The organism is Hyphomicrobium denitrificans ATCC 51888, from assembly GCF_000143145.1.
Taxonomy (GTDB): Bacteria; Pseudomonadota; Alphaproteobacteria; order Rhizobiales; family Hyphomicrobiaceae; genus Hyphomicrobium_B; species Hyphomicrobium_B denitrificans.
The window spans coordinates 493,862-517,585 of the sequence record NC_014313.1; the positions used below are offsets into that span (position 1 = coordinate 493,862).

Sequence of the window (23,724 nt, forward strand, 5' to 3'; positions counted from 1 at the left end):
GCTTGTCCGAGAAGTCTGACAAGGGCATCGCATTTCTGACGGGGGCTTCGGGCTTCGTCGGCTCGGCGGTTGCGCGCCTTCTGCTCGACGAGGGATTTGCGGTCCGTGCGCTCGTCAGACGCAGCAGCAATCCCGCAAATCTTGGCGGCCTTGGCCTCGATGTGGTCGAAGGCGACATTCGCGACGCCGATCTCGTCCGGCAGTCGATGCGCGATGTGCGCTGTGTTTTTCACGTCGCGGCCGATTACCGGCTTTGGGCTCCTGATCCTAATGAAATCATCCGCACCAACGTCGATGGCACCCGTGCGGTGATGGAGGCGGCGCTCGCAAATGGTGTCGAGCGCATCGTTTATACGTCGAGCGTCGCTACGCTAAGGCCGTCCGATGACGGCACGCCGGTTGACGAGCAATCGCCTTTGGCTGAAGCAGAAGCCATCGGCGCTTACAAGAAAAGCAAGGTTCTGGCTGAGCGTCTTGTCGAGCGCTACGTCGCAAAGTCCAAGCTACCGGCGGTGATCGTCAATCCATCGACGCCGATTGGTCCGCGCGATGTGCGGCCGACGCCGACAGGGCGCATCGTGATCGAGGCGGCCTGCGGCCGCATGCCTGCGTATGTCGATACGGGACTCAATCTCGTGCACGTCGACGACGTTGCAGCGGGACATCTCGCGGCGCTGCTGCAGGGCCGGATCGGCGAGCGTTATATTCTGGGCGGCGATGACATGACGCTCGGGCAGATGCTGGCGGAGATTTCGCGGCTCGCCGGACGCCGAGCGCCGACAACGCGATTGCCGCGTCAGCTGGTGTATCCGATCGCGTATGGCGCCGAAGCTGCCGCGCGGATCACGGGTCGCGAACCTTTCGCTACCGTCGACGGCATTCGGATGGCAAAGTACAAGATGTATTTTTCATCCGCCAAGGCGAAGCGCGAGCTTTCCTACCGCTCGCGACCGGCGCAAGAGGCATTGGCCGATGCTTACGATTGGTTTCGCGCGGCGGGATACTTGAAATGAGCGCGATCGAAATCATTGCGGTCGCAGGGCTTCTGGTGTGGCTCTATCTCGTTCTGCTGCATGGCGGCTTCTGGCGGACTCGCGAGCGCGAAGAAGTACACGACTTTCGAGAAAGTCCGCCGAACTTCGATTGGCCTTCCATTGTCGCCATCATTCCGGCGCGCAATGAAGCCGACGTGCTGCCGCGTTCGTTGGCGTCGCTTGCCGCGCAGAATTATCCCGGCGAGTTTTCGATCGTGCTCGTCGATGATCAGAGCAGTGACGGAACGTCGGACGTCGCGCAGCGCATCGCGAACAAAGCGGGCCGCAAGATCACCGTCGTCAGCGGAGCAGCGTTGCCTTCCGGATGGACGGGAAAAGTCTGGGCGATGCATCAGGGCATCGCGGTCGCGAGCGATCAGCCGAACGCGCCGCAGTACTTTCTGCTCACCGATGCCGACATCGGCTATGAACCGGATGTTCTGACCTCGCTCGTGCAGCGGGCATCGGGCGAGAACCGCGTTCTGACATCGGTGATGGCCAAGCTCAACTGCGAGAGCTTCGCGGAGAAGGCGCTGGTTCCGGCCTTCGTCTTTTTCTTCAAGATGCTCTATCCGTTCGCGTGGGCCAATCGCGCCATCGCGAGGACTGCCGCAGCAGCAGGCGGGTGCATGCTCGTCGAGCGTCTGGCGCTCGAGCGGGCCGGAGGGATCGCTGCGATCCGCGGCGCTCTGATCGACGATTGTACGCTCGCCAAGAACATGAAGGTGCAGGGACCGATCTGGCTCGGAATGTCGGAGCGTGTCGTCAGTCTACGCTCGTATCCTAAGGTTGACGATATTCGCCGCATGGTTGCGCGTTCGGCATATGCGCAGCTTCATTATTCGCCGCTGCTGCTCCTTGGGACCGTCGCCGGGCTGAGCGTTATCTATTTGGCGCCGCCAGCCATTTTTCTCGCGGGGAGCTATCCTGCCTGGGTTTTGGCCGGGATTACGTACCTGCTCATGGCGGTTTCGTTTCAGCCAACGTTGCGGTTTTACCACCGTTCCCCACTTTGGGGCCTCGGCTTGCCTCTTATTGCAGCCGCCTATTTAGTCTTTACGCTAGATTCAGCCTACCAGCACGGCGCTGGGCGAGGCGGGCTCTGGAAGGGGCGCGTTCAGGCGCAAGCAGGAAAGCAATGACGGTCGACGCGAAATACAAATCGGGCAAGTCCGAGCACGACGAGAATTTTCCCGTCGCGTCGCGGATCATTGCGTCGCGTTACCGTGCGCCGATCCTCGCGTTCTATCGCTTCGCGCGCGCCGCGGACGATGCCGCCGATCATGCGAGCCTCAATGTGGCGGAGAAGCTCAGAATTCTTTCGGCACTTGAAGATACGCTGCTCGGTCGCTCCGACGCTGCCGCCGATGCTCTTCCGTTGCGTGGCGAGTTGCAAAAGCGCGGTCTCAGCCCGCAGCATGCGCTCGATCTTCTCAAGGCGTTCCGCCAGGACGTCACCAAAAACCGGTACGCCGATTGGGCGGAGCTGATCGACTATTGCCGGTATTCGGCGATGCCGGTCGGACGTTTCGTTCTCGACGTGCACGGTGAATCGAAATCGACGTGGGTTGCGTCGGACGCGCTGTGCGCGGTGCTACAGATCATCAATCACGTCCAGGACTGCGGCAAAGATTTTCGCAATATCGATCGGGTCTATGTTCCGCTCGATGAGCTGGCGCGGCACGGAGCCGATGTTTCCGATCTCGCCCGATCGCAATCGTCGCCGCAGTTGCGGGCCTGCCTTCGCGCCATCGTCGCGCGGACGAAGGAGCTGTTGCCGGAAGCCTCGCAATTGCCGCCCGGTGTGTCGGACCTGCGGCTGAGTGTTGAAACGTCGGTCATCGTCGCTCTTGCGCGCGAGCTTCTCAACTTGTTGAGTACGCGTGATCCGCTGTCCGATCGGGTCCATTTCTCGAAAGGACGTGCGGCCTTGATCGCGGGGCGGGCCACGGCTTCGACGCTCGTTGCGCGCGCTACGGGAAAACGCGCGACCTATCAAGCCGTCAGGGATGATGCCGCATGACGTCGCAAGCACAGACATTGGCGCATGATGAAGCGCCGGCGGCATCGCGCAGTTCGTTCTACGCGGCGATGCGCATGCTGCCGCAAGAGCAGCGTGATGCGATGTATCACGTCTACGCCTTCTGCCGGGCCGTCGATGACGTGGCGGACAACGGCGGCGCGCGCGAGCCGCGGCTGGCGGAGCTTGCGCGCTATCGCGCCGATCTCGATGACTTCTATGCCACTGGCCGCACGACGCTCAGAACGAGCTATCTTGCGAATGCAATCACGAAGTTCGGATTGAAGAAGGACGATTTCATCGCCGTCGTGGACGGCATGGAAATGGATATCGTCCGCGATATCCATGCTCCCGACTGGGCGACGCTCGATCTTTATTGTGACCGTGCCGCGTCAGCCGTCGGACGGCTGTCGGTTCCCATTTTCGGAATCGAAGGCGAACTTGGCGTCGATCTCGCGCATCATCTCGGCCGCGCCTTGCAGCTGACGAATATCCTGCGCGACATCGACGAAGACGCGACGCTCGGCCGTCTCTATCTTCCGAAAGAAGCGTTGATCGAGGGTGGCATCACCGAGACCGACATCGACGCTATTCTCGCGCATCCGGCGCTGGACCGTGTCTGCCGTGGAATCGCGCAGAAAACGCGGAACTACTATCGGCGGTCGGAAGCCTTGATGGCGCGATGTCCGCGCCGTTCGGCGCGCTCGCCGCGCATGATGGCGACGGTCTATCGCGGCATTCTCGAGAAGCTCATCACGCGCGGATGGCACGCGCCGCGCGCCGATGTCCGCCGTTCGAAGCGTTATGTCATCTGGGCCGTGCTTCGCGACGGCATTTTCTAATGTCGTCAGGTACGATGCATATCGTCGGGGCCGGTCTTGCCGGGCTCTCGGCGGGGGTTGAGCTGACGCGCCGTGGCAAGAGGATTGTCGTGCACGAGCTGGCGCGGCATGCGGGCGGACGCTGCCGGTCGTTTTTCGAACCGGCGCTGGGTCTCACGATCGACAACGGCAATCATCTCGTTCTGTCGGGTAACGCGAGCGCGCTTGCCTTCCTCGATGTGATCGGCGGTCGCGATGTGTTGGAGATCGCGGATCACGCCGAGTTCACTTTTCACGACGCACAGTCCGGCGAACGCTGGGTGTTGCGGCCGAATGACGGGCCGGTGCCGTGGTGGGTTTTCTCGGAGCGGCGGCGCGTGCCGGGAACGCACGCGGGCGATTACTTACGTCTCGGAAATCTGTTGCGCGCAGGCCCGTCCGATACGGTCACGCAGACGATCGACGGAAGCAGCGAAGTCTATCGCAAGCTGCTCTATCCGGTGCTGCTTGCGGCGCTGAATTGCGATCCGAAGGAAGGATCGGCGCGGCTCTCCGGTGCGGTCGTTCGCGAAACCTTGGCGAAGGGCGGACGCGCGTGCCGGCCGCTGTTTGCGCCGCAGGGTCTTGGACCTGCGCTGGTTGATCCGGCCGTCGCGTTCCTCCGCAAGAACGGCGGCGAGGTTCGCTTCGATGAGGCCGTGCGGGCGTTCGAGTTCGGCGAGGATCGCGTTCAAGCGATCCAATTCGCAGATACGACTTCGAGCCTTGCTCCGGACGATCAGGTTATTGTCGCCGTGCCGGGGTGGGTGGCGCGAACGCTTGTTCCGGGGCTCACGGTGCCGACGGATTATCGCGCGATCTTCAACCTGCATTTCAAGATCGCGCCGCCCGCCGGGTTGCCGAAGATCATTGGGGTCGTCAACGGCACGACGGAGTGGCTGTTCGCGTTCGACGATCGGCTGTCGGTGACGGTCAGTGCGGCCGATCGGTTCAACGAGACGGAGCGCGAGCCGTTGGCGCGACAGATATGGTCGGAAGTCGCGAAAATCGCCGGGATCAATGCGCCGTTACCGCCGTGGCAAATCGTCAAGGAACGGCGCGCAACTTTCGCCGCAACGCCGGAGCAGGATGCGCTCAGACCTGTGACCGAAACGCGATGGTCGAACATGCTGCTCGCCGGTGATTGGACGGCGACCGGACTGCCGGCGACGATCGAAGGCGCGATCCGATCCGGCGCAAAGGCTGCCAAACTGGCGATGGCCAGAGGTTTCTGATAGGACGCAAGGCTTCTGGGAGAGCCTCCATGACGACGAACGCGGCTGCAACTTCTGCACGCTCCGGGGAGGATGCGATCAGGCAAGTTTCGGGTCAGCAACTCGAGACGGCGATCGCGTCGGCGCGCAATTCGTTGCTCGCGCTTCAGCGGCCGGATGGTCATTTCGTTTTCGAACTCGAAGCGGATGCCACGATCCCCGCCGAATACGTGCTGATGCGGCATTACCTCGCCGAGCCCGTTGACGCGGTGCTGGAGGAGAAGATCGCGCGTTATCTGCGCCGCATTCAATCAGACGATGGCGGCTGGCCGCTGTTTCGCGATGGCGCGTCGAACATCAGCGCGTCGGTCAAGGCCTACTATGCGCTGAAGATGATCGGCGATGCGCCGAACGCGCCGCATATGCAGAAGGCGCGGGCGTGGATCCTGGCGCAGGGCGGCGCGTCGCACAGCAACGTTTTCACGCGCAATCTGTTAGCGCTGTTCGGCGCCATTCCTTGGTCCGGCGTGCCGGTGATGCCGGTCGAGATCATGCTGCTGCCAAAGTGGTTTCCGTTCCACATCGACAAGATTTCTTACTGGGCGCGGACGGTTCTCATTCCGCTGACGGTGCTCAACGCGTTGAAGCCGGTGGCGCGGAATCCGAAAGGCGTCGGCATTGCCGAATTGTTCGTCACGCCGCCAGATCAGGTTCGCAACTGGCCGAAGGGTCCGCATCAGAAATTTCCGTGGTCGCAGGTTTTCGGCGGCATCGATCGCGTGCTCAGGTTGTTCGAGCCGGCGTTTCCGAAATCGTTGCGTAAAAAATCGATCGATAAAGCCGTGGCGTTCGCGACCGAGCGATTGAACGGCGAAGACGGGCTCGGCGGAATTTTTCCAGCGATGGTCAATGCATTGCTGGTTTATGACGCGCTCGGATATCCGCACGATCATCCGGATTACGTGACGGCTCGCGGATCGATCGAGAAGCTTCTCGTGATCAAGGATGACGAAGCGTATTGCCAGCCGTGCCTGTCGCCGGTTTGGGATACGGCGCTCGCGGTGCACGCGCTGATGGAATCGGGTGTTGCGCAGGCTGACCAAAATGTCGATCGCGCGCTTGCGTGGCTGAAGCCGCTGCAGGTTCTGGATACGGTCGGAGATTGGGCCGCGTCGCGGCCGGGCGTGCGTCCCGGCGGCTGGGCGTTTCAGTACGCCAACGCCTATTATCCGGATGTCGACGATACGGCCGTCGTCGTGATGGCGATGGATCGAGCGGCGGGAGGCGACGCCGCGAAACGTGATCACTATCGCGAGTCCATGGCGCGCGGGCGCGAGTGGGTCGCGGGCGTGCAGAGCAAGAACGGCGGCTGGGGCGCGTTCGACGCCGACAACACCTACGAGTATCTCAACCAGATTCCGTTTTCGGATCACGGTGCGCTGCTCGATCCGCCGACGGCCGACGTTTCGGCGCGGTGCGTCTCGATGCTGGCGCAGCTCGGCGAACGTCGCGAAACGAGTCCGGTGCTCGACAAGGCAATGCGCTATCTCGAAAGCACGCAGGAGAAAGACGGAAGCTGGTACGGCCGCTGGGGCATGAATTACATCTACGGCACGTGGTCGGTGCTCTGCGCGCTGAACGCTGCGGGTGTTGCGCCGTCTGCGCCGTCGATGCGCAAGGCTGCCGATTGGCTTCTATCGATTCAGAACTCAGACGGTGGCTGGGGCGAGGACGGCGAGAGCTATAGTCTCGACTACAAGGGTTATGAGCCTGCGCCGAGCACGGCATCGCAGACCGCCTGGGCGCTGATGGGTTTGATGGCGGCGGGTGAGGTGGATCATCCGGCCGTCCAGCGCGGCGTCGCATATCTCGCGGCGAAGCAGGGCAGCGATGGTTTCTGGGGTGAAGAACGATTCACCGCGACAGGGTTCCCGCGCGTTTTCTATCTGCGCTATCACGGCTATTCGAAGTTCTTTCCGCTGTGGGCGCTGGCACGCTACCGCAATCTTAACGCGGCGAATTCCAAATCCGTTCTTGTCGGGATGTGAGCCGTGCAAGCTCCGGGCTTCGTCGTCGCTGCGACCGGCCTTCGGGCAGAAGCGCGTATTGCAGGGCGCTCGCCGTGCGTGAAAGCGATCGCGGGCGGCGGTGACGAAGCGCGGCTTGCGGCGCTGATCGAACGTGCGATCGAGGACGGCGCGCGCGGTCTCATCAGCTTCGGCATTGCAGGCGCGTTGCAGCCGGGACTTCAGCCAGGCGCATGCATCGTCGGGAGTGCGGTGCTGTTCGATGGGAATCGGTTCGCGACAGATGATGCATGGTCTGCGCGGCTGCTCGATGTGTTGCCCGAGGCGCGGCGCGAAGCGGTTTTAGGTTCGGCGCGTGCTGTTGGCGGCGTCGATGAGAAAGCCGAGCTGCATCGAGGAACCGGCGCGGCGATCGTCGATATGGAAAGTCACGTCGTGGCACGGATCGCCGTAGCGCGCGGATTGCCGTTCGCGGTGTTGCGCGTCGTTGCCGATAGCGCTGAGCAATCGCTACCGCCTGCGGCTGTCAACGGCATGAAGCCGGACGGAACGCCAGATATTGCCGGGGTTCTGAAGTCACTGGCTTCGCAGCCGGGACAGCTTCCGGACCTGATGCGGACGGCTTTCGCCGCCCGCCGCGCGATGGCCGGATTACTCCGCTGCCACCGGCTTCTTGGCCCGGGCCTCGGCTTCGTCGATCTCTGCTAGCTTCGTCTCGACGTGGCGCGAGAACACGAATTCGGCCGGACGCTGATTGTGCAGCGGAATGTCCGGCGCCATCGGGCCATCGGTCTTGACGCCCATGAGCGTGACGGCGGCGATCTTCCACGGACGCTTGACGGCATCGACGACGGCTGTCGCTTCAAAACCGGAATGGACCATGCAGTCGGCGCACTTCTCGTAATTGCCGGTGCCGTACTTGTCCCAATCGGTGCCTTCCATAAGCTCCTTGAAGGTTTTGGCGTAGCCTTCGCCGAGGAGGTAGCAGGGACGCTGCCAGCCGAAGACGGTGCGCGTGGGGTTGCCCCACGGCGTGCACTGATAAGTCTGGTTGCCAGCGAGGAAGTCGAGGAACAGAGCCGACTGGAAGAACGGCCACGCCTTACCGCCGCGACCGCGTTTCAGGATGTCGCGGAAGATCTGCTTCGTCTTGGTGCGGTTCAGGAAGTGCTGCTGATCCGGCGCGCGCTCGTAAGCGTAGCCCGGCGAGATCGTGATGCCGCCGATGCCGAGCGCCTTCACGTCATCGAGGAACTTCGCGACGCGTTCCGGCTGGGCGTCGCTGAAAAGCGTGCAGTTGATGTTGACGCGGAAGCCTTTGTCCTTGGCGACCTTGATGGCTTCGACGGCGCGATCGTAAACGCCCTGCTTGCACACCGACTTGTCGTGCATCTCCTTGTCGCCGTCGAGATGGATCGACCAGTTGAAGCGCTTGTGCGGCTTATAGAGATCGATCTTCTTTTCGAGCAGCAGCGCGTTGGTGCAAACGGTGACGAACTTGCCCTTGGCAAGCGCGCCCTCGACGATTTCGGGAAGCTCTTTGTGAAGCAGAGGTTCGCCGCCGGCCATGACGACGACGGGCGCTCCGCATTCGTCCATCGAATGCAAAGCGTCAGCGACCGAGATCCGCTGGTTCAGGATCTTGTCGGGATAATCGATCTTGCCGCAGCCCGCGCATGCGAGGTTGCAGCGAAACAGCGGTTCGAGCATCAGCACGAGTGGATACCGCTTGCGGCCCGTCAGGTGCTGCTTCAGCACGTAGGCACCAATCGACAGTGCCTGGTCTAATGGAATTCCCACCCCTCAAGGCTCCTTCTAGTGATGCCCACGACCTCGATCCCTCACGAGGCTTTGAGCAATTCAGGCGGCAAGCGGAAGGTTATCTTTTCTTCGACGCCTTGCAGCGCCTTAATTTCGATCGGGCCGAGTTTAGCTAGCGCACCGATTACGTCATCGACAAGGACGTTCGGCGCAGATGCACCGGCAGTTATGCCGATGGTTTCCTTTCCGGCAAGCCATTCCGGATCGACCTGATGGCCATCTGCGACGAGATAACTCGGGATGCCGCACTCTTCCCCGATTTCCCGAAGCCGGTTGGAGTTCGAACTGTTCGGCGAGCCGACCACCAGCAGCACCTCGACGTGGCGGCAGAGGTCGCGGACGGCCGTCTGGCGGTTCTGGGTGGCATAGCAGATGTCGCGCGTTTCGGGACCGATGACGTCCGAAAAGCGGGCTTTGACGGCCTCGATCGTCTGACGGGTGTCGTCGACGCTGAGTGTCGTCTGCGTGATGTAGGCGACGGGCGTATCGTCGGGAAGGTCGAGGTTAAGGACGTCGTCTCGCGTTTCGACCAGATGGATCGGGCCGGTGATTCGGCCGAGCGTGCCTTCGACTTCGGGATGGCCCGCGTGGCCGATCAGAATGACGGTGCGGCCGAGCGACGAATAGCGCTGGCCCTGATTGTGAACCTTCGTCACCAGCGGGCACGTTGCGTCGATGACGTTCAAGTTGCGCGCGGCAGCATCGTTCTCGACAGCGCGCGAAACGCCGTGAGCGCTGAAAATTGCGATCGCATCGGACGGGATGTCGGAGAGGTTTTCGACGAATGTCGCGCCTTTGGCCTTCAAGCCGTCGACGACGTGCCGATTGTGAACGATCTCATGGCGCACGTAGACCGGCGCGTCGCCGGTGGCGAGCGCCCGCTCCACAATTTCAATGGCCCGAACGACGCCCGCGCAAAAACTGCGCGGCTGCGCCAGGATGATTTTCATGCAGAATTCCCCGTTCTGCCGATGTGCAATTACGACCGCATTATCCGGTTCGCCGCGATTTTCCGGAACGCGTTCGTGCCCTGCACTGACTAAAGTCGCTTTGCAGCAGACTTTACGCCCGAAATATTTGAATATGGACTCACGGGCATGTTACGTCGCGAAGGGACCGACTCTGGTGTCTTAAAAGCAACATGACCGTCGGCTTGGGTGCGAAGGCAGGACGCATCTGATAAGCAACGGTTTCATCCACTAAGAATTCTGACGAGACGTACCGGGGATGGGCAATCACCTTATTCAAGACATGAGCAGACAGGGCGAGTCTGCGCCGGCATGATTGAACGTACGGTTGCGAGGATCGTCGCCGCCGCGCTGCGTCTGCCGTGGCTGACTGTTCTGCTCACGATTGCGCTTACTGCGGGTGCGGTCCAGTACATCAGCACGCATTTCGCCATTACGACGGATACGAGCCAGCTCATTTCGTCGGATCTCGACTGGCGGCAGCGCGAACAGCAGTTCGACGCAGCATTCCCTCAGCACAGCGATACGATTGAAGTCGTTATCGACGGGGCGACGCCGGAGGTCGCCGAGGCGGCGGCGCGCAAGCTGCACATTGCGCTGTCCGCGAAAGTGCCGGAGCCGATCGAAGCAGTGCGGCGGCGCGAGGGCGGCGCATTCTTCGAAAAGAACGGCTTGCTTTATCTGTCGCTCGACGAAGTCAAGCAAACCACGGAAAATCTGATCAAGGCGCAGCCCGTGCTCGGCACGATGGCGGCCGATCCGACGCTCAACGGCTTGGCGAAAGCGCTGTCATTCGTGCCGCAAGGCGTTGAAGCGGAGCGCGCGACGTGGGCCGATTATGACAAACCGCTGACGGTTCTTTCGGGCGCGATCGATGATGTGTTGGCTGGACGGCCATCGTCTTTTTCGTGGGATGAATTGCTCACGAACACGAAGCCCGCACCTGCAGACCTGCGCCGTTTTATTGAAGTGAAGCCGGTGCTCGATTTCGGCGATTTGCAGCCCGGCGCGGAGGCGTCCGACCTCATTCGCGAGACGGCGCGGCAACTCGATCTGACGCCCGAGCATGGCGTGCGCGTGCGTCTCACGGGCTCGGTGCCGATGGCGGACGAGGAATTCGGGACCGTCGCCGAAGGCCTTGCGTTGAATACAGCGCTGACGATCGCGGCGGTTCTCGTCATTCTTTGGCTGGCGTTGAAGTCGGGTCGGATCATTGTCGCGGTGATCGTGTCGCTGTTCGTCGGCTTGGCGCTGACGGCTGCGGTGGGGCTCGCGATGGTCGGTGCGCTGAACCTGATTTCGGTGGCGTTCGCCGTGCTGTTCGTCGGCATCGGCGTCGATTTCGGGATTCAGTTTTCTGTTAGATACCGGCACGAGCGGCACAGTCTCGAGGCGTTGCGCGAGGCGTTAGTGGCGGCAGGGCGAAATGCGGGAAAGCCGCTGGCGCTGGCTGCGGCTGCGACGATGGCGGGGTTTTACGCGTTTTTGCCGACGGCCTATCGCGGCGTTTCGGAACTCGGTCTCATCGCCGGGACGGGCATGGTGATCGCATTTCTGACGAGCATCACGCTTTTGCCGGCGCTGCTCGTGCTGCTCAATCCGCCGGGCGAGCCTGATGACGTCGGCTATCGCATGCTGGCGCCAGTGGACCGGTTCATGGCGCGGCATCGGATTGCGATTTTGGCGATCACGGCGATCGCGGTTGCGTCAGGGCTACCGCTGCTGCAGCGGCTGACCTTCGATTTCAATCCGATCAATCTCCGGAGCGATAAGGTCGAGTCGGTCGCGACGTTCAACGACCTGATGAAGGATCCGGCGACGGCTCCGAACACGATAGATATTCTCACGCCGTCACTTGCGGATGCGAAAGTGCTCGCCGAAAAAATCGAGCATCTGCCGGAGGTTTCGCGCGTTGTGACGCTTCAGAGCTTCGTGCCGGACCAACAGCCGGAAAAGCTCGTGGTCATTCAGGACGCCGCCGGATTGCTCGGGCCGTCGTTGGATGAGCCGGCCGCGCAGCCTCCGCCGACCGATGAGGCGATGAAGGCAACGCTGAAGGATGCGGCGACGGGTTTTGCCGATGCGGCGAAGAAGGCCGGGGCGTCGCCAATCGCGGCGCGCATGGCCGACGTGCTCGGGCGGCTCGCCAATGCAACGCCTGAGCAGCGTACCGCCGTGGACCGCGCGCTGATGGATGGTTTCAAGCTGCGACTTTCGCAAATCCGCACGGCGCTCGGCGCTGAGGCCGTCACGCTGCAATCTTTGCCTGAGGACATCGTGTCGGACTGGACGGCAAAGGACGGCCGCGCGCGCATTCAGGTCGCGCCGACCGGCGACGGTAACGACAACGCAAATCTCAGGAGGTTTGCGACGGCCGTGCTCGCGGTTGCTCCGGAAGCGACGGGCGTTCCGATCCTCATTCAGGAATCGGCAAAGACTGTTGTCACCGCGTTCATACAAGCCGGTGCGCTGGCGCTGGTCTCGATCACGCTGATCCTGTACGTCGCGCTGCGCCGGGTGAGCGACGTTCTGATGACGCTCGTGCCGCTGCTGCTTGCGGGCGTCGTGACGCTTGAACTCTGTGTGCTGCTCGGGCTTCCGCTCAATTTCGCGAACATCATCGCGCTGCCGGTGCTGCTCGGTGTCGGCGTCGCGTTCAAGATTTACTACGTACTCGCGTGGCGCGACGGCGAGACGAGCTTGCTTGCCTCATCGCTGACGCGCGCCGTTCTGTTCAGCGCGATGACGACGGCGGTGGCGTTCGGAAGCCTGTTCTTCTCGAGCCATCCCGGAACGTCGAGCATGGGTGAACTGCTGGCGCTGTCGCTGTGCACGACGCTGGCGGCTGCGGTGCTGTTCCAGCCCATTCTGATGGGTCCGCCGCGGGATGCAAAAAAGCCGAATCCCGTCGATGGCGATCCGGCTTCTTCAACGGTTTGAATTTTCAGACGGCGGCTCAGGCTTCTTCGCGATTGCGCAGGAACTGGAAGAACTCGACGCCTTCGCGCAGACGGCGCTTCATCATCTCGGGCGAGGTGATCATCTCGCCGACGATGGAAGCAATCTTCGACGGGCGGAAATAGAACTTCTTGTAGAAGTCCTCGACCGAGTCGAAGATTTCGGTGTGCCCAAGGTGCGGATAATTGAGCGGCGCGATCTGCCGGCCGTCGTCGGTCAGGAGCGCTGTTTCCTCAGCAAACCAGCCGTTTTCCTTGGCCTGATTATAGAGGAACGTTCCCGGATAAGGCGCTGCGAGCGAAACCTGAATCGTGTGCGGGTTCACTTCCTTGGCGAAGGCCAGCGTTTCCTGAATTGTCTCGCGCGTTTCGCCGGGCAGACCCAGAATGAACGTGCCATGGATGACAATGCCAAGCTCGCGGCAATCCTTTGAGAAACGCTTCGCGACGTCGACGCGCAGGCCCTTCTTGATGTTGTGCAGGATCTGCTGATTGCCGGACTCGTACCCGACGAGCAGCAGCCGTAGGCCGTTGTCCTTCAGGACTTCCAGCGTCGCGCGCGGAACGTTGGCCTTGGCGTTGCACGACCATACGACGCCAAGCTTGCCGAGTTCCTTGGCCAGCGCTTCGACGCGGGGCAGGTTGTCGGTCAGCGTATCGTCGTCGAAGAAGATCTCTTTGACCTGCGGAAATTCGCGCTGGACGTATTTCACTTCCTCGATGACGTGCTCGATCGAGCGGACGCGGTAGTTGTGTCCGCCGACGGTCTGCGGCCAGAGGCAGAACGTGCAGCGCGATTTGCAGCCGCGGCCCGTATAGAACGAAATGTACGGGTGCTTGAGATAGCCGCCGAAGTATTTGTTGATGTCGAGGTCGCGCTTGTAGACCGGCGTCACGAACGGCAGCAGGTCCATGTTGTGCAGGACCTCGCGATCGTCGTTGCGAACGACGACGCCTTCCTTGTTGCGATAGGTGATGCCTTTCACGTTCGCCCAGTCGCGGCCGTCGGCGATTTCCTTGATCGTGAAATCGAACTCGTTGCGCGCGACGAAATCGATGGCCGAGGTTTCGGAGAACGCCTTCTCGGGTTCGACCGCGACCTTGGCGCCGATGAAGCCGACTTTCGCGGTCGGGTTCACATCCTTGATCATCTCGGCCGTTTTGACGTCCTGACGGAACGACGGCGTCGACGTGTGCAGGATGATCAGATCTTTGCTGCGGATGTCGCCTTCGATGTCCTTGAAGGAGAGATCATGCGGCGGCGCGTCGATCAGTTTCGAGCCTTCGACGAGCGCGGCTGGCTGTGCGAGCCATGTCGGATACCAGAACGAGCGCACCTCGCGCTTCATCTGATAGCGCGCGCCGGCACCGCCGTCGTAGCCGTCGAAAGAGGGAGCCTGCAAAAAGAGCGTGCGCATATCGGCACCTTTCAAAGGGGCGTGACGGAACCGTCGGTTTCGACGCTGTAGCGGCGGCCCCGCCAACTGACGGAGCCAGGCACGAAACTCGCGACGAACACTGCAAAACTTACAAGATCCCGCAAGGGGCTGAGCAGGAGCGCGCTTTTGCCCCCGCCCGGTAATCGCTCAACTTGTATCGGAACGAAAAGGCGCGATGCAAGCGTTGCGGCAAGGATCATGAATGCTATGGCACTGAAGCCACTCAATGGCAGAGCCGCAAGCGCAAACGGTAATGGGTGCGTCACAATCGATCCGGCGTAGCCCATTGGATCGACGAGGCGAATCGTTCGCGCCCAGCGAAGCTCGTGGGAAATCATTTGCGCGAACGATGCGTCGGCGAAGGTATGTCCAAGCGTATTCGGTGGAATTGCGACCTTGAGACCGAGCCGTCGCACGGCAGCACCCATTTCATAATCGTCGGCGAGAGCATCTGCGAAGGCTTCAAAGCCGCCGATCCGCTGCAGTGTTTCGCGTCGTAGCGCGATCGTTGAACCGAAGCACGGCTGCGCGAGCCCAAAGTGCAGTCCGACTACGACGCTTGGTAGGAAATGCTGATCGACCGCAGCGGCTGCGAGGCGAGACCAAATTCCGCCAACGGCTCGGCCGCGATAGAGACAGGTGACGAGACCAACCTCGGGTTGCTGCAAGGCGGCGACGATGTTGGCGACGTAGTCGGGTTCGACCTTCATGTCGCTGTCGCTGAGGATCAGGACATCATGCGCCGCGTTCGGCATCATGTTGATGATGTTCGCGATTTTTGGGTTGCCCAAATTGGGCTTCGAACCGACGGCAAGGCGGATGTCGCTATTCGGAAATTGCGCGCGCAAGTTTTGGACGAAGAGAATCGCCGGATCGTGCGGGTCCTGGACACCGCACACCATTTGAATGTCCGCCGCGTAAGCCTGGGCGCAAAACGAGTTCAGATTGGAATCGAGTTCGGGCTCTGAACCGTGCAGCGGTTTCAGGAGGGTGACGTCTTCCGCATCCCTGAGAGTGGGCTTTTTTCCGGCTGCAAATCGGGTGACGAGCGTGGCCGCGAGCAGAGCATATGCGCTACCGATCACCGCAATGAGGGTGCAAACAAGCCACAGACCGGACGTCATTTCGACGCTACTTTCTGATTTATCAGGGGCATACTCCAACAGTCATAGCAGTTATAGGTAGCATCCGATTCAGAGCTGAGCTAAGCATCAAGGATGCCCGACGGGCGGGGGCCTGCAAGGGGGAAGTTCCAGACGTGACGTCAAGCGCCATCCATACTTGGGTCGGCTGCATGATTGTTGGCATAGCCTTGTCGGGCTGCGCCAGCACCGGCGCGTCCGTGTCCTCACCGACATATCTTGCTTCGGCCGAAAAAGACGATGAGCCGAAGACGATCGCGGACCCGAACGAGAAGTTCAACCGCTCGGTCTTCGACAGCAATCAGGATTTCAATCACTCCGTCCTGTACCCGGCGGCGAAAGCCTACAACGAGAACGTGCCGGAAGACGTCCGCGATCGCATCGATGCGTTCACGACGAACCTCAACGAGCCGATGGTCTTCGCCAACAACGTGCTGCAGTTGCGGCCGGGGGCTGCGGTCACGACGCTCGGACGGTTCGCGCTCAACTCGACACTCGGTCTCGGCGGCCTGTTCGACGTTGCTGCAACTCAGGGCATGAGCAAGCAGTCGGGCGATTTCGGCCAGACGATGTACGTCTGGGGCTATCGCGAGAGCAGCTACCTCGTGCTGCCGATCATCGGGCCGACGAACGTGCGTGATGCCATCGGCACCGGTGTCGAGTTCGCGGCGCAGATTCCGGCCGCGGCGCTGTATCCGACAAAGTTTGCAACTCTGGCGAGCCGCGTCGACATGGCGGGGTCGGTCGCAAGTCCATTGACGAACCTCAGCAAGGCTGAGGATATGCAGACGCTCGAGGACAGTTCGGTCGATTTCTATTCGATGCTGAGAAGTGTCACTGACCAGAAGCGTCAGGCAGAACTGCAGGAGGCGCTGGATACAAGCGCGCTCACGAGCACGCCGCCGCCGCCCGATCCGAACGCGATCGAGCCCGTGATGACGCTGGTTTCTTCTCCGACGATGCTTCAGAGCCGTCAGATGACCGACGTTCCGAAGACAAGGTCGGCCAAGCCTCGCACCGTCGTGATCGTCGGAGCGCCAGCTGCGGAATCAGCCGCGGAAGATGGCACCGCCGTCCGCTGACGCGGACGCGCCTCGCACCAATTATTCGTGAAATAAGCTGAAGACGAGCGATTTGGCTCGCGACCTGCTCGCGTTCGTGCGCGCATCAAATCAAATTTGGTGCGTGTGCGAGGCTGCGTGTCTATGAGATGCTGCCACAAGGAAAGAGGGACGCCATGGCTGGCGCTACCAACTACAGCCATGACGTCCAAGCAAAATGCTTACTTAATCAGCCGCCCGATAAAAGCCTGTCGCCCTGTTTTCGCAGCGAGGCGATCAAGGCATCCGGTCCACCGGCCTTCAATATCGATGTAAATTCAGCCCGGCGGCTTGCGAGCTCACTGATGGTTCCATCGAGGTAGACATCCACCACCCGCCACTCAGGCCCGGATTTCCGCATCAGATAGTTGATCGCGACCGGCTTGCCGTTGCTCTGGATGATCTGGGTCTTGACCATCTTATCGGTTGCCCGATCGGTGACCTCAGTAATCTTAAAGGTTTCGCCAGAAAAGCCGTCGAAACGCTTTGCGTATGTTGCAATCATCATACGTGCGAACGCATCCGTCAACGCGGCTTTCTGCGCAGGCTGCAGCGTTTCCCAGTTTGCGCCCACAGCCGCACGAGTCATCGACCCAATGTCGTACGTTTTCGCGAGGACCGGCGAGAGCGCGTCGTAGCGGCCCTGAACGCCCAAAGATTGCGCCTGCTTCATGGTCGCGAGCAACTGCGCGTTCAGTCCGTTGATCGCATCCGGAGCTTCCGCGGCCCATGTGGGCGCGGCGGTCGAAAAGAATAATCCTGCGACCAGGAAGCTGCGCAAAATCATGCTTTTACAAATGGACAGTCTCGTCGGGAGCATTCCCCGTCTCCTTTGCATTGCATTTTCCAATAGAAAGGCCGTTGTGAAGCCACGCATCGCGTAATCGAGCAGAATGGCCTTATTTTGCACATTTTGTTACAGGTGTTTGCCAATTATGAGGCGCAGTTGCAACACTTCCCCGCAGAGTCCCGTGGGTGCGGCATCATTCGTTTTTTGAGCCGCTCTAAGGGTCCATAATTTGCGCGGCGAGGTTTTGAAGCATTTGGGGGATGTGGGAATGGATGCAGTTGTAGGCCGGTCATCCAAAACGCCTCTTCTCGACACGGTCAAGACACCGGACGACCTGCGCAAGCTGGCGGAAGCGGATCTGCCTCAACTCGCGGCCGAACTGCGAACGGAAACGATCGATGCAGTGTCGGTGACTGGCGGGCATCTTGGCGCCGGACTTGGCGTCGTCGAACTGACCGTCGCTCTGCATTATCTTTTCGACACGCCGCGCGACAGGCTCATCTGGGACGTCAGCCATCAGACCTATCCGCATAAAATTCTGACCGGTCGCCGCGATCGCATTCGGACGTTGCGGCAGCCGAATGGCCTTTCCGGTTTCACGAAGCGCACGGAAAGCGAATTCGATCCGTTCGGCGCGGCGCATTCGTCGACGTCGATTTCGGCTGGCCTCGGCATGGCCGTCGCACGCGATATGAGCGGCGGCGATACGAACGTCGTCTGCGTGATCGGTGACGGTGCGATGAGCGCCGGCATGGCCTACGAAGCGCTGAACAATGCGGGCGCGCGCAACGAGCGGCTGATCGTCATCCTCAACGACAATGACATGTCGATTGCGCCGCCGACTGGCGCGCTTTCATCGTATCTCGCACGCACGACGTCGAGTGCGTCCTACTTCGCGGTTCGCGATTTCGCCAAGCAGCTTGCGCAGCGGTTGCCGAAGAGCTGGGAGCGGCGTGCGGCGCGCGTCGAGGAATACACGCGCAGTCTGTGGCAAGGCGGCGGAGCGTGGTTCGAAGAACTCGGCTTCCACTATGTCGGGCCGATCGATGGGCACGACCTCGGGCAACTGGTGCCCGTGCTGAAGAACGTGCGCGATGCCAAGCAGGGTCCGATCCTCGTCCATGTCATGACGAAGAAGGGCAAGGGATACGCACCTGCGGAAGCTTCACCCGACAAGTATCACGGGGTTGCGAAATTCAACGTCGTTACGGGCGTGCAGGCGAAGCCGCAGGCGGCGGCGCCGTCATATACGCGCGTGTTTGCGGATAGCCTGATTGCCGAAGCTAAAAAAGATCCGAAGATCGTCGCGATCACGGCGGCGATGCCTGATGGCACAGGGCTCGATGTTTTCGGCCGCGAGTTTCCGGATCGCACGTTCGACGTCGGCATCGCCGAGCAACATGCCGTGACGTTCGCGGCTGGTCTCGCGACGGAAGGCATGAAGCCGTTCGCCGCGATCTATTCGACGTTCCTGCAGCGCGGTTACGATCAGGTCGTGCATGACGTCGCGATCCAGAGCCTGCCGGTTCGGTTCGCGATCGATCGCGCTGGGTTCGTCGGGGCCGACGGCGCGACCCACGCCGGCTCGTTCGATCTTGCTTATCTCGGGTGCCTGCCGAACTTCGTCATCATGGCAGCGGCAGACGAGGCCGAGCTCAAGCACATGGTCGCGACCGCGGCTTCGATCGATGATCGTCCGTCGGCGTTCCGGTATCCGCGCGGAGAAGGCACCGGCGTGCAGATGCCGGAAGTCGGCGAGGTTCTACCGATCGGCAAGGGCCGCATTCTGCGCGAGGGTTCGACGGTTGCGTTGCTGTCGCTCGGCACGCGGCTCGGCGAGGCGCTGAAAGCTGCCGATCAGCTCGCGGCGCTCGGTCTTTCGACGACGGTGGCGGATGCGCGCTTCATGAAGCCGCTCGATACCGATCTCATCCGGCAGCTGGCGCAGAATCACGAGGTTCTCGTCACCATCGAGGAAGGTTCGATCGGCGGCTTCGGCAGCCATGTGCTGCAGTATCTGTCCGACAACGGCCTGCTGGATCACGGCCTCAAGGTGCGCTCGAAGGTGATGCCCGATTGCTTCGTCGATCAGGATAAGCCGGAAGTGATGTGCCAGAAGGCGGGACTGTCGGCGTCCGGCATCGTCGAGACGGTTCGCAGCGCGTTGCAGCTCGACAAAGCAGCGAGCGCGCAGGAACACCGTATCCGCGGTTAGCGGCCTTCGACGTTGCGCGGCGATCTGAGCAGGCGCCGTGCTTCGATCGCCTGCCAGACGAGAAGAACCGGCACGCCCGTCAACAGCTCGCGCGCGCGTTTCAGCAGCGACAGTCCGAGGGCGACTTCGGGCGTCAAGCCAAACATCGCGCCGATGGCGATGTAACCGCCTTCCTGAACGCCCGCGGCCCAGGGCACGATGAATGCGATCGTGCGGAGCGCGAAGACGAGGCTTTCGATCACCAGGATTTCGCCGAAGCCGAGCGGGTGGCCCATGAACTTCAGGGCGATCCACGCCTCCGCCGCGCCGACGATCCACGCGACGAGATGCAGGATCGTCGAAATGATCGGGCGGCTTGGCTGCCGGTAGATGTCTTCCATGGCGGCGTGGATGTTCTGCGATTGATCGTCGGCGCTCCAGGGAGCCGTCAGGCCGAGCTTGTCGGGGAGCGACTGCAGGAACTGGAACAGGCCGCTGCGCTGGGCGGCGACGAAGCCTGCCATCGCGACAGCCGATATCGCGAGGCCAGCCAGCGCCCACCACGCGAGAGGTTCGCCCGGGCGGATCCAGGCGAGAAATCCGAGGCCGAGCAACGTAAAAAACAGCTGGCTGACGATTTCCATCGTGACGTCGATGACGGTTGTCGCAATTGCCGCGCCCGACTTCATGCCCGAGACGGTCAGCTCGCGCGCGGCGATAGCTTCGCCGGCGCCGGGAATGATTGCGAGGATGTTGGCGACGCTGTCGCGCAGAAGGCGCGCCCAATGAAACACGGCGACGGCATTGCCTGGCGGCGTGACCGCGAGAACCTGCCAGGCGAAGGCGCAGAGCGTGACAGAGGCGAGATAGAGCCCGGTCATCGCGGCGAGCCCCTGCCATCCGGCCGCGAGAAAAGCATCTCCGACTTCGGCGGTTCCGAAATAAACGACGAGCACGATCGCCAGCGCGATGCCTGCAAGAGCGCAGAGCGCGACGCCGGTTTTCACGCGGCCCGACCGTGCGACGCGCTTTTGACCAGTCTCATCAGACATCGTGCGACGCTTTCGAGATGGAGGGGCCGGTTGCCGCCGCGGCGTGCGCCGCATTTTCGGCGGCCATCAGCTTGCGATAAGCGCGGATGCTGAAGGTTTCCTTGCCCCATTTGATGTTGTTTCCGAACATGCCTGCGACCCAGGCGAAAAAACAGACGCATTCGCGCAGAGGCACGAGCCACGGCTCGGGTGGCGTGGCGATGCGGAAGTTCCGGCGCACGAGGTAATGCAGAATGATCCTGAGCGTGACATGCGCGCCGATGATCGACAGCCCGACGATGCTCGGTTGCGGCAGTAACAAGATCAGCAGCAGCGCGAGCGGCCACGTGACGACGGCCATGAACTGATCGAACGGGCGGCAGGCGCGTTCCGAGCGGTGCCAGCGCACTTCGTGCTGAAACATGGACGCGAAACTCGGTTCCGCGACGACGGTATCGCAGGCATAGGGTGAGAGCACGACGCGCCAGCCGCGGCGCGCGACGAAGCGGCCCATCGAGAAATCCTCGGCGAGGCATCCGGCGAGCATGTCAAATCCGCCGATCGCGTCGAGCGCTTCGCGGCGCACGGCGCTCATGGCTCCGAAGACAAAGTCGATGCCGCGCAGATCGACGTCGACGGTGACCGAGGGCACGAACCAATCGTTGAGGTAAAGCGCACCGAAGCGTGAGGGCGTGTTGTCGGCGGGCCAGCCCTTGTAGATCGAGGCGACGGCGCCGACGGTTTTGTCGTCGAACGGCGCGGCCATCGAGGCGACGCAGTCCGGGTCGACGCGCACGTCGCTGTCGGCGAGGACGAAAAGGTCGTACTTCGCCGTTCGCGCGATGTTGGCGAGGTTCGCCGCCTTGCGGTTCGGTCCGGCGAGCGTTTCATCGACGACGAGGCGGAGATCGAGGCCGGGGTTTTCTGCGATCAGCCGATTGACGACCTCGATCGCCGGATCGTCGGCCGTGTGCGCGCCGAAGATAACCTCGTACTTCGGATAATCCTGCAGACAGAACGAGCGCAGGCTTTCATAGAGTTGCGGGCTAGTGCCGTAGACCGGCTTCAAAACGGAAACGCCGGGGCGTGGTTCGGCGCCAAAAACCGCGCGCTCGCGGAAGCGCGATACGGCGCGCACCGCCAGGATCAGGTAGGCCAATCCGGCGACGCCGAGGGCAATGCCCGCGAACTGCCAGATGGAAAAGACGATGAACGGCATAACGGCTTCAGGTCCGAGTTTTACGCCGCGACGCGCCGTCCGGCGGCAAGGGGCATAGCACGGCAGGCATGGCGTTTCGAGCGCTTCGGGACGCCGCCGATCAAGCGCGGCGAACGGCCTCGCGGAACGGGACGAGCGTGATGCCGAGCGCGTTGGCCTTGCCTTTGACGTTGAGGCTCGTCAGGGCAGCGAATTCCTCCATCGGGCGGTAATCGTCGGGCAGGTTGTCGACGCCCGGCCAACGGCGCGTGGCGGGATGAAAGTAGAACTCCGTCGTTCCGTTCGGGAGTTTGTCGAGAAACTGGAGAACGCGCGTTTCGGTCATCGCGCCGCTGTCGTTCAGGCCGAAGACGCGATCGTTGACGCCGAGGCCTGCCGCGCGCACGCGCCGCCGCAGAAGCCGCGATTGGGCGTAGAAGAACACCCATCCGGACAAGCGGTCGCGAAAACGATCCGACGTTGCCGTGTAGGACGGAAACAGAGGCTCGACCGGAATGCGCACGGGCGGGTTGCCGAAATCCTTGGCGAGCCTGGCGATGATTTTCGAGATCGCCGGATGCATGTGGAAATGCTGGTGGCCGTTGATGTGGTCCATCGTGAGGCCGGTCTTGCGGAAGGCCTCGAACTGCGCGGTGATCTCCGCTTCGGCCTGACGGCGAAGATCTTTCGAGAAAAACAGCGCGGTTCCGAATTTGACGGGATCTGTCGAAAAGCGTCCGTCCTGTCCGACGAGGCCCGGCACTTCGGTCGGCGGAAGAACGGGGCAGCTGTCGACGAGCGTGAGATGAAGTCCGACGCCGAGACGCGGCAGCTTGCGCGCGCGTTCAATGGCGTCGTCGCGGGCCGGTGCTCCCATCATCAGGCTTGCTGCTGTCAGAATGCCATGCTGATGCGCCAGATCGACGGCTTCATTGACCGGCAGCGAGAGGCCGAAGTCGTCGGCCGTCACAATGAGTTTCTTCAAAGCCGCTCCTCGAAAACGAGACGCTCGTGATTCGAGACGCGTTTTACGACTGCGGACGCCGCTCTGCCAACTCGGGCTTTTCAGCGCTTGGCAGGCTTTTTCGACTTGGGCGGCGGATCGATGACGTTGCGGCACGCCTCGCTCAGGCGATCGCGCTTGCGGTTGAGACAGGCGACAATCCGATCTTCGTTTGGAATTTCAAAGAAGCAGAGGCTCAGGACGTCGCCGGTGCACGCGGCCTGTTCGTCGGCGGTGCCGCTGTGGGCGTGGCCGAGACTCGCGGTTGCGGCGAATGCCACGGTCGCGAATCCTGCCGCGAGAACCCAACTTGTCGCTTTCATCAGAGGTCCCACAATTGCCGCGAGAAGCGTGAATGCCTCATCGCATTTGTAAGATGCTCAATTGATCGGCGCGTGGCGGTGAAACTGTGGCGGATTTCCGCAAAACGACGATGAGAACCGGTGCGATCGGCGCCGTGCGTTTGCGTGGCGCGCATTAACCACGCTTAAGGCGTCGTTCCGGGCGGCGGCGGATTGGACGTCGCCTGCGGTTCGGCTGCTGCGCCTTCACGAACTTCGCAAAGCGTCGGTGTGTCGAGCGACGTCTTGTTCATGAACGCCCAGTTGGCGAACGCGAGGTAGCAGACGGCAACGGACTGCTTGTTCTGCAGCGTCACGATCACGGTATCTGTTCTCACCGACTCGGTGGCGCGCTTGGCGACCTCGAGCGGGACGACCGTGACCGTTTTAATTTCGTAGTCTTTGGCGATCAGAGCCGAAAAGGACGACTGCATCGGCGGCGCGTCCTGCGCGCTGACGGCGGATGAGCCCAAACAGAAAGCGGCAACGAGCAGAGTTCCGAGCCTGGCGCTGCGCATGCGATCCTCTCTTTGTTCTCAATGTGATCCCGTGACTTGCGTACTACGCCGGCGCGGTCGTCTCAAC

General features: G+C 61.7%; 20 protein-coding genes. 10 read left to right on the plus strand and 10 right to left on the minus strand.

Annotated features, from left to right (window positions below):
* The first annotated feature begins 2 nt into the window (after positions 1-2).
* The 7 genes from hpnA to HDEN_RS02345 are packed head-to-tail and all read left to right on the plus strand — an operon-like array spanning position 3 to position 7,863.
* Positions 3-1,013 carry a hopanoid-associated sugar epimerase gene (gene hpnA, locus HDEN_RS02315; protein ID WP_013214512.1) on the plus strand — a complete coding sequence of 337 codons (1,011 nt, stop codon included), beginning with the start codon at positions 3-5 and terminating at the stop codon, positions 1,011-1,013.
* A complete protein-coding gene (locus HDEN_RS02320) occupies positions 1,010-2,176 on the plus strand; it encodes a glycosyltransferase (protein ID WP_013214513.1) in 1,167 nt (388 codons plus the stop codon). The genes hpnA and HDEN_RS02320 overlap by 4 nt, the downstream gene beginning before the upstream one ends.
* A complete protein-coding gene (gene hpnC / locus HDEN_RS02325) occupies positions 2,173-3,057 on the plus strand; it encodes a squalene synthase HpnC (protein ID WP_013214514.1) in 885 nt (294 codons plus the stop codon). Before HDEN_RS02320 ends, hpnC begins: the two co-directional genes overlap by 4 nt.
* Positions 3,054-3,896, plus strand: coding sequence for a presqualene diphosphate synthase HpnD (gene hpnD, locus HDEN_RS02330; RefSeq protein ID WP_013214515.1), 843 nt, complete (start codon positions 3,054-3,056; stop codon positions 3,894-3,896). Before hpnC ends, hpnD begins: the two co-directional genes overlap by 4 nt.
* On the plus strand, positions 3,896-5,149 hold the full coding sequence (gene hpnE / locus HDEN_RS02335) for a hydroxysqualene dehydroxylase HpnE (protein WP_013214516.1): 1,254 nt from the start codon (positions 3,896-3,898) through the stop codon (positions 5,147-5,149). Before hpnD ends, hpnE begins: the two co-directional genes overlap by 1 nt.
* A 29-nt stretch (positions 5,150-5,178) precedes the next feature.
* Positions 5,179-7,176, plus strand: a complete 1,998-nt coding sequence (gene shc, locus HDEN_RS02340) for a squalene--hopene cyclase (RefSeq protein ID WP_013214517.1) — start codon at positions 5,179-5,181, stop codon at positions 7,174-7,176.
* Positions 7,177-7,179: 3 nt separating this feature from the next.
* Complete coding sequence (locus HDEN_RS02345; RefSeq protein WP_013214518.1) at positions 7,180-7,863, plus strand: phosphorylase family protein; 684 nt, start codon at positions 7,180-7,182, stop codon at positions 7,861-7,863.
* Here HDEN_RS02345 and hpnH read toward each other — a convergent pair.
* Together hpnH and ispH are read right to left on the minus strand one after the other, a co-directional pair.
* Entirely contained in the window at positions 7,807-8,955 is a 1,149-nt protein-coding gene (hpnH, locus tag HDEN_RS02350; protein WP_013214519.1) for an adenosyl-hopene transferase HpnH, read from the minus strand. The two genes, HDEN_RS02345 and hpnH, sit on opposite strands and share 57 nt — an antisense overlap.
* Positions 8,956-8,996: 41 nt before the next feature.
* Positions 8,997-9,926, minus strand: a complete 930-nt coding sequence (gene ispH / locus HDEN_RS02355; protein ID WP_013214520.1) for a 4-hydroxy-3-methylbut-2-enyl diphosphate reductase — start codon at positions 9,924-9,926, stop codon at positions 8,997-8,999.
* A gap of 330 nt (positions 9,927-10,256) precedes the next feature.
* Here ispH and hpnN point away from each other — a divergent pair, with 330 nt between their 5' ends.
* On the plus strand, positions 10,257-12,884 hold the full coding sequence (gene hpnN, locus HDEN_RS02360) for a hopanoid transporter HpnN (RefSeq protein ID WP_013214521.1): 2,628 nt from the start codon (positions 10,257-10,259) through the stop codon (positions 12,882-12,884).
* Positions 12,885-12,900: 16 nt separating this feature from the next.
* On the opposite strand, the gene hpnJ is transcribed toward hpnN, so the two are convergent.
* A complete protein-coding gene (gene hpnJ, locus HDEN_RS02365; protein ID WP_013214522.1) occupies positions 12,901-14,319 on the minus strand; it encodes a hopanoid biosynthesis associated radical SAM protein HpnJ in 1,419 nt (472 codons plus the stop codon).
* An 11-nt stretch (positions 14,320-14,330) separates the two neighbouring features.
* Complete coding sequence (hpnI, locus tag HDEN_RS02370) at positions 14,331-15,464, minus strand: bacteriohopanetetrol glucosamine biosynthesis glycosyltransferase HpnI (protein WP_013214523.1); 1,134 nt, start codon at positions 15,462-15,464, stop codon at positions 14,331-14,333.
* A 218-nt stretch (positions 15,465-15,682) separates the two neighbouring features.
* Here hpnI (HDEN_RS02370) and HDEN_RS02375 point away from each other — a divergent pair, with 218 nt between their 5' ends.
* Positions 15,683-16,564: an MlaA family lipoprotein gene (locus HDEN_RS02375; protein WP_245256699.1), complete on the plus strand. Its 882-nt coding sequence runs from the start codon at positions 15,683-15,685 to the stop codon at positions 16,562-16,564.
* A 208-nt stretch (positions 16,565-16,772) separates the two neighbouring features.
* Here HDEN_RS02375 and HDEN_RS02380 read toward each other — a convergent pair whose 3' ends face one another.
* Entirely contained in the window at positions 16,773-17,459 is a 687-nt protein-coding gene (locus tag HDEN_RS02380; protein ID WP_245256700.1) for an ABC transporter substrate-binding protein, read from the minus strand.
* 181 nt (positions 17,460-17,640) lie between these two features.
* Between HDEN_RS02380 and dxs the strand changes: the two genes are divergently transcribed.
* On the plus strand, positions 17,641-19,587 hold the full coding sequence (dxs, locus tag HDEN_RS02385; protein WP_013214526.1) for a 1-deoxy-D-xylulose-5-phosphate synthase: 1,947 nt from the start codon (positions 17,641-17,643) through the stop codon (positions 19,585-19,587).
* On the opposite strand, the gene HDEN_RS02390 is transcribed toward dxs, so the two are convergent.
* The 5 genes from HDEN_RS02390 to HDEN_RS02410 all read right to left on the minus strand — a co-directional run bounded on the left by HDEN_RS02390 (position 19,584) and on the right by HDEN_RS02410 (position 23,657).
* Complete coding sequence (locus HDEN_RS02390) at positions 19,584-20,618, minus strand: lysylphosphatidylglycerol synthase domain-containing protein (RefSeq protein ID WP_013214527.1); 1,035 nt, start codon at positions 20,616-20,618, stop codon at positions 19,584-19,586. The two genes, dxs and HDEN_RS02390, sit on opposite strands and share 4 nt — an antisense overlap.
* Positions 20,611-21,816 (minus strand): bacteriohopanetetrol glucosamine biosynthesis glycosyltransferase HpnI, encoded by a 1,206-nt coding sequence (gene hpnI, locus HDEN_RS02395; RefSeq protein ID WP_013214528.1) that lies wholly within the window; start codon positions 21,814-21,816, stop codon positions 20,611-20,613. The genes HDEN_RS02390 and hpnI (HDEN_RS02395) overlap by 8 nt, the downstream gene beginning before the upstream one ends.
* A gap of 100 nt (positions 21,817-21,916) precedes the next feature.
* Positions 21,917-22,780, minus strand: coding sequence for a hopanoid biosynthesis-associated protein HpnK (hpnK, locus tag HDEN_RS02400; protein ID WP_013214529.1), 864 nt, complete (start codon positions 22,778-22,780; stop codon positions 21,917-21,919).
* Positions 22,781-22,860: 80 nt separating this feature from the next.
* Positions 22,861-23,121: a hypothetical protein gene (locus tag HDEN_RS02405; protein ID WP_013214530.1), complete on the minus strand. Its 261-nt coding sequence runs from the start codon at positions 23,119-23,121 to the stop codon at positions 22,861-22,863.
* A 164-nt stretch (positions 23,122-23,285) separates the two neighbouring features.
* A complete protein-coding gene (locus HDEN_RS02410) occupies positions 23,286-23,657 on the minus strand; it encodes a hypothetical protein (protein WP_013214531.1) in 372 nt (123 codons plus the stop codon).
* Positions 23,658-23,724 lie beyond the last annotated feature (67 nt).

Excerpts from the sequence above, each read along its gene's own strand:
- HDEN_RS02320 (WP_013214513.1), top strand. The coding sequence starts at position 1,010 with ATGAGCGCGATCGAAATCATTGCGGTCGCAGGGCTTCTGGTGTGGCTC.
- hpnC (WP_013214514.1), top strand. The coding sequence starts at position 2,173 with ATGACGGTCGACGCGAAATACAAATCGGGCAAGTCCGAGCACGACGAG.
- hpnD (WP_013214515.1), top strand. The coding sequence starts at position 3,054 with ATGACGTCGCAAGCACAGACATTGGCGCATGATGAAGCGCCGGCGGCA.
- hpnE (WP_013214516.1), top strand. The coding sequence starts at position 3,896 with ATGTCGTCAGGTACGATGCATATCGTCGGGGCCGGTCTTGCCGGGCTC.
- shc (WP_013214517.1), top strand. The coding sequence starts at position 5,179 with ATGACGACGAACGCGGCTGCAACTTCTGCACGCTCCGGGGAGGATGCG.
- ispH (WP_013214520.1), bottom strand. The coding sequence starts at position 9,926 with ATGAAAATCATCCTGGCGCAGCCGCGCAGTTTTTGCGCGGGCGTCGTT.
- hpnN (WP_013214521.1), top strand. The coding sequence starts at position 10,257 with ATGATTGAACGTACGGTTGCGAGGATCGTCGCCGCCGCGCTGCGTCTG.
- hpnJ (WP_013214522.1), bottom strand. The coding sequence starts at position 14,319 with ATGCGCACGCTCTTTTTGCAGGCTCCCTCTTTCGACGGCTACGACGGC.
- hpnI (WP_013214523.1), bottom strand. The coding sequence starts at position 15,464 with ATGACGTCCGGTCTGTGGCTTGTTTGCACCCTCATTGCGGTGATCGGT.
- HDEN_RS02380 (WP_245256700.1), bottom strand. The coding sequence starts at position 17,459 with ATGCGTGGCTTCACAACGGCCTTTCTATTGGAAAATGCAATGCAAAGG.
- dxs (WP_013214526.1), top strand. The coding sequence starts at position 17,641 with ATGGATGCAGTTGTAGGCCGGTCATCCAAAACGCCTCTTCTCGACACG.
- HDEN_RS02390 (WP_013214527.1), bottom strand. The coding sequence starts at position 20,618 with ATGTCTGATGAGACTGGTCAAAAGCGCGTCGCACGGTCGGGCCGCGTG.
- hpnI (WP_013214528.1), bottom strand. The coding sequence starts at position 21,816 with ATGCCGTTCATCGTCTTTTCCATCTGGCAGTTCGCGGGCATTGCCCTC.
- HDEN_RS02405 (WP_013214530.1), bottom strand. The coding sequence starts at position 23,121 with ATGAAAGCGACAAGTTGGGTTCTCGCGGCAGGATTCGCGACCGTGGCA.
- HDEN_RS02410 (WP_013214531.1), bottom strand. The coding sequence starts at position 23,657 with ATGCGCAGCGCCAGGCTCGGAACTCTGCTCGTTGCCGCTTTCTGTTTG.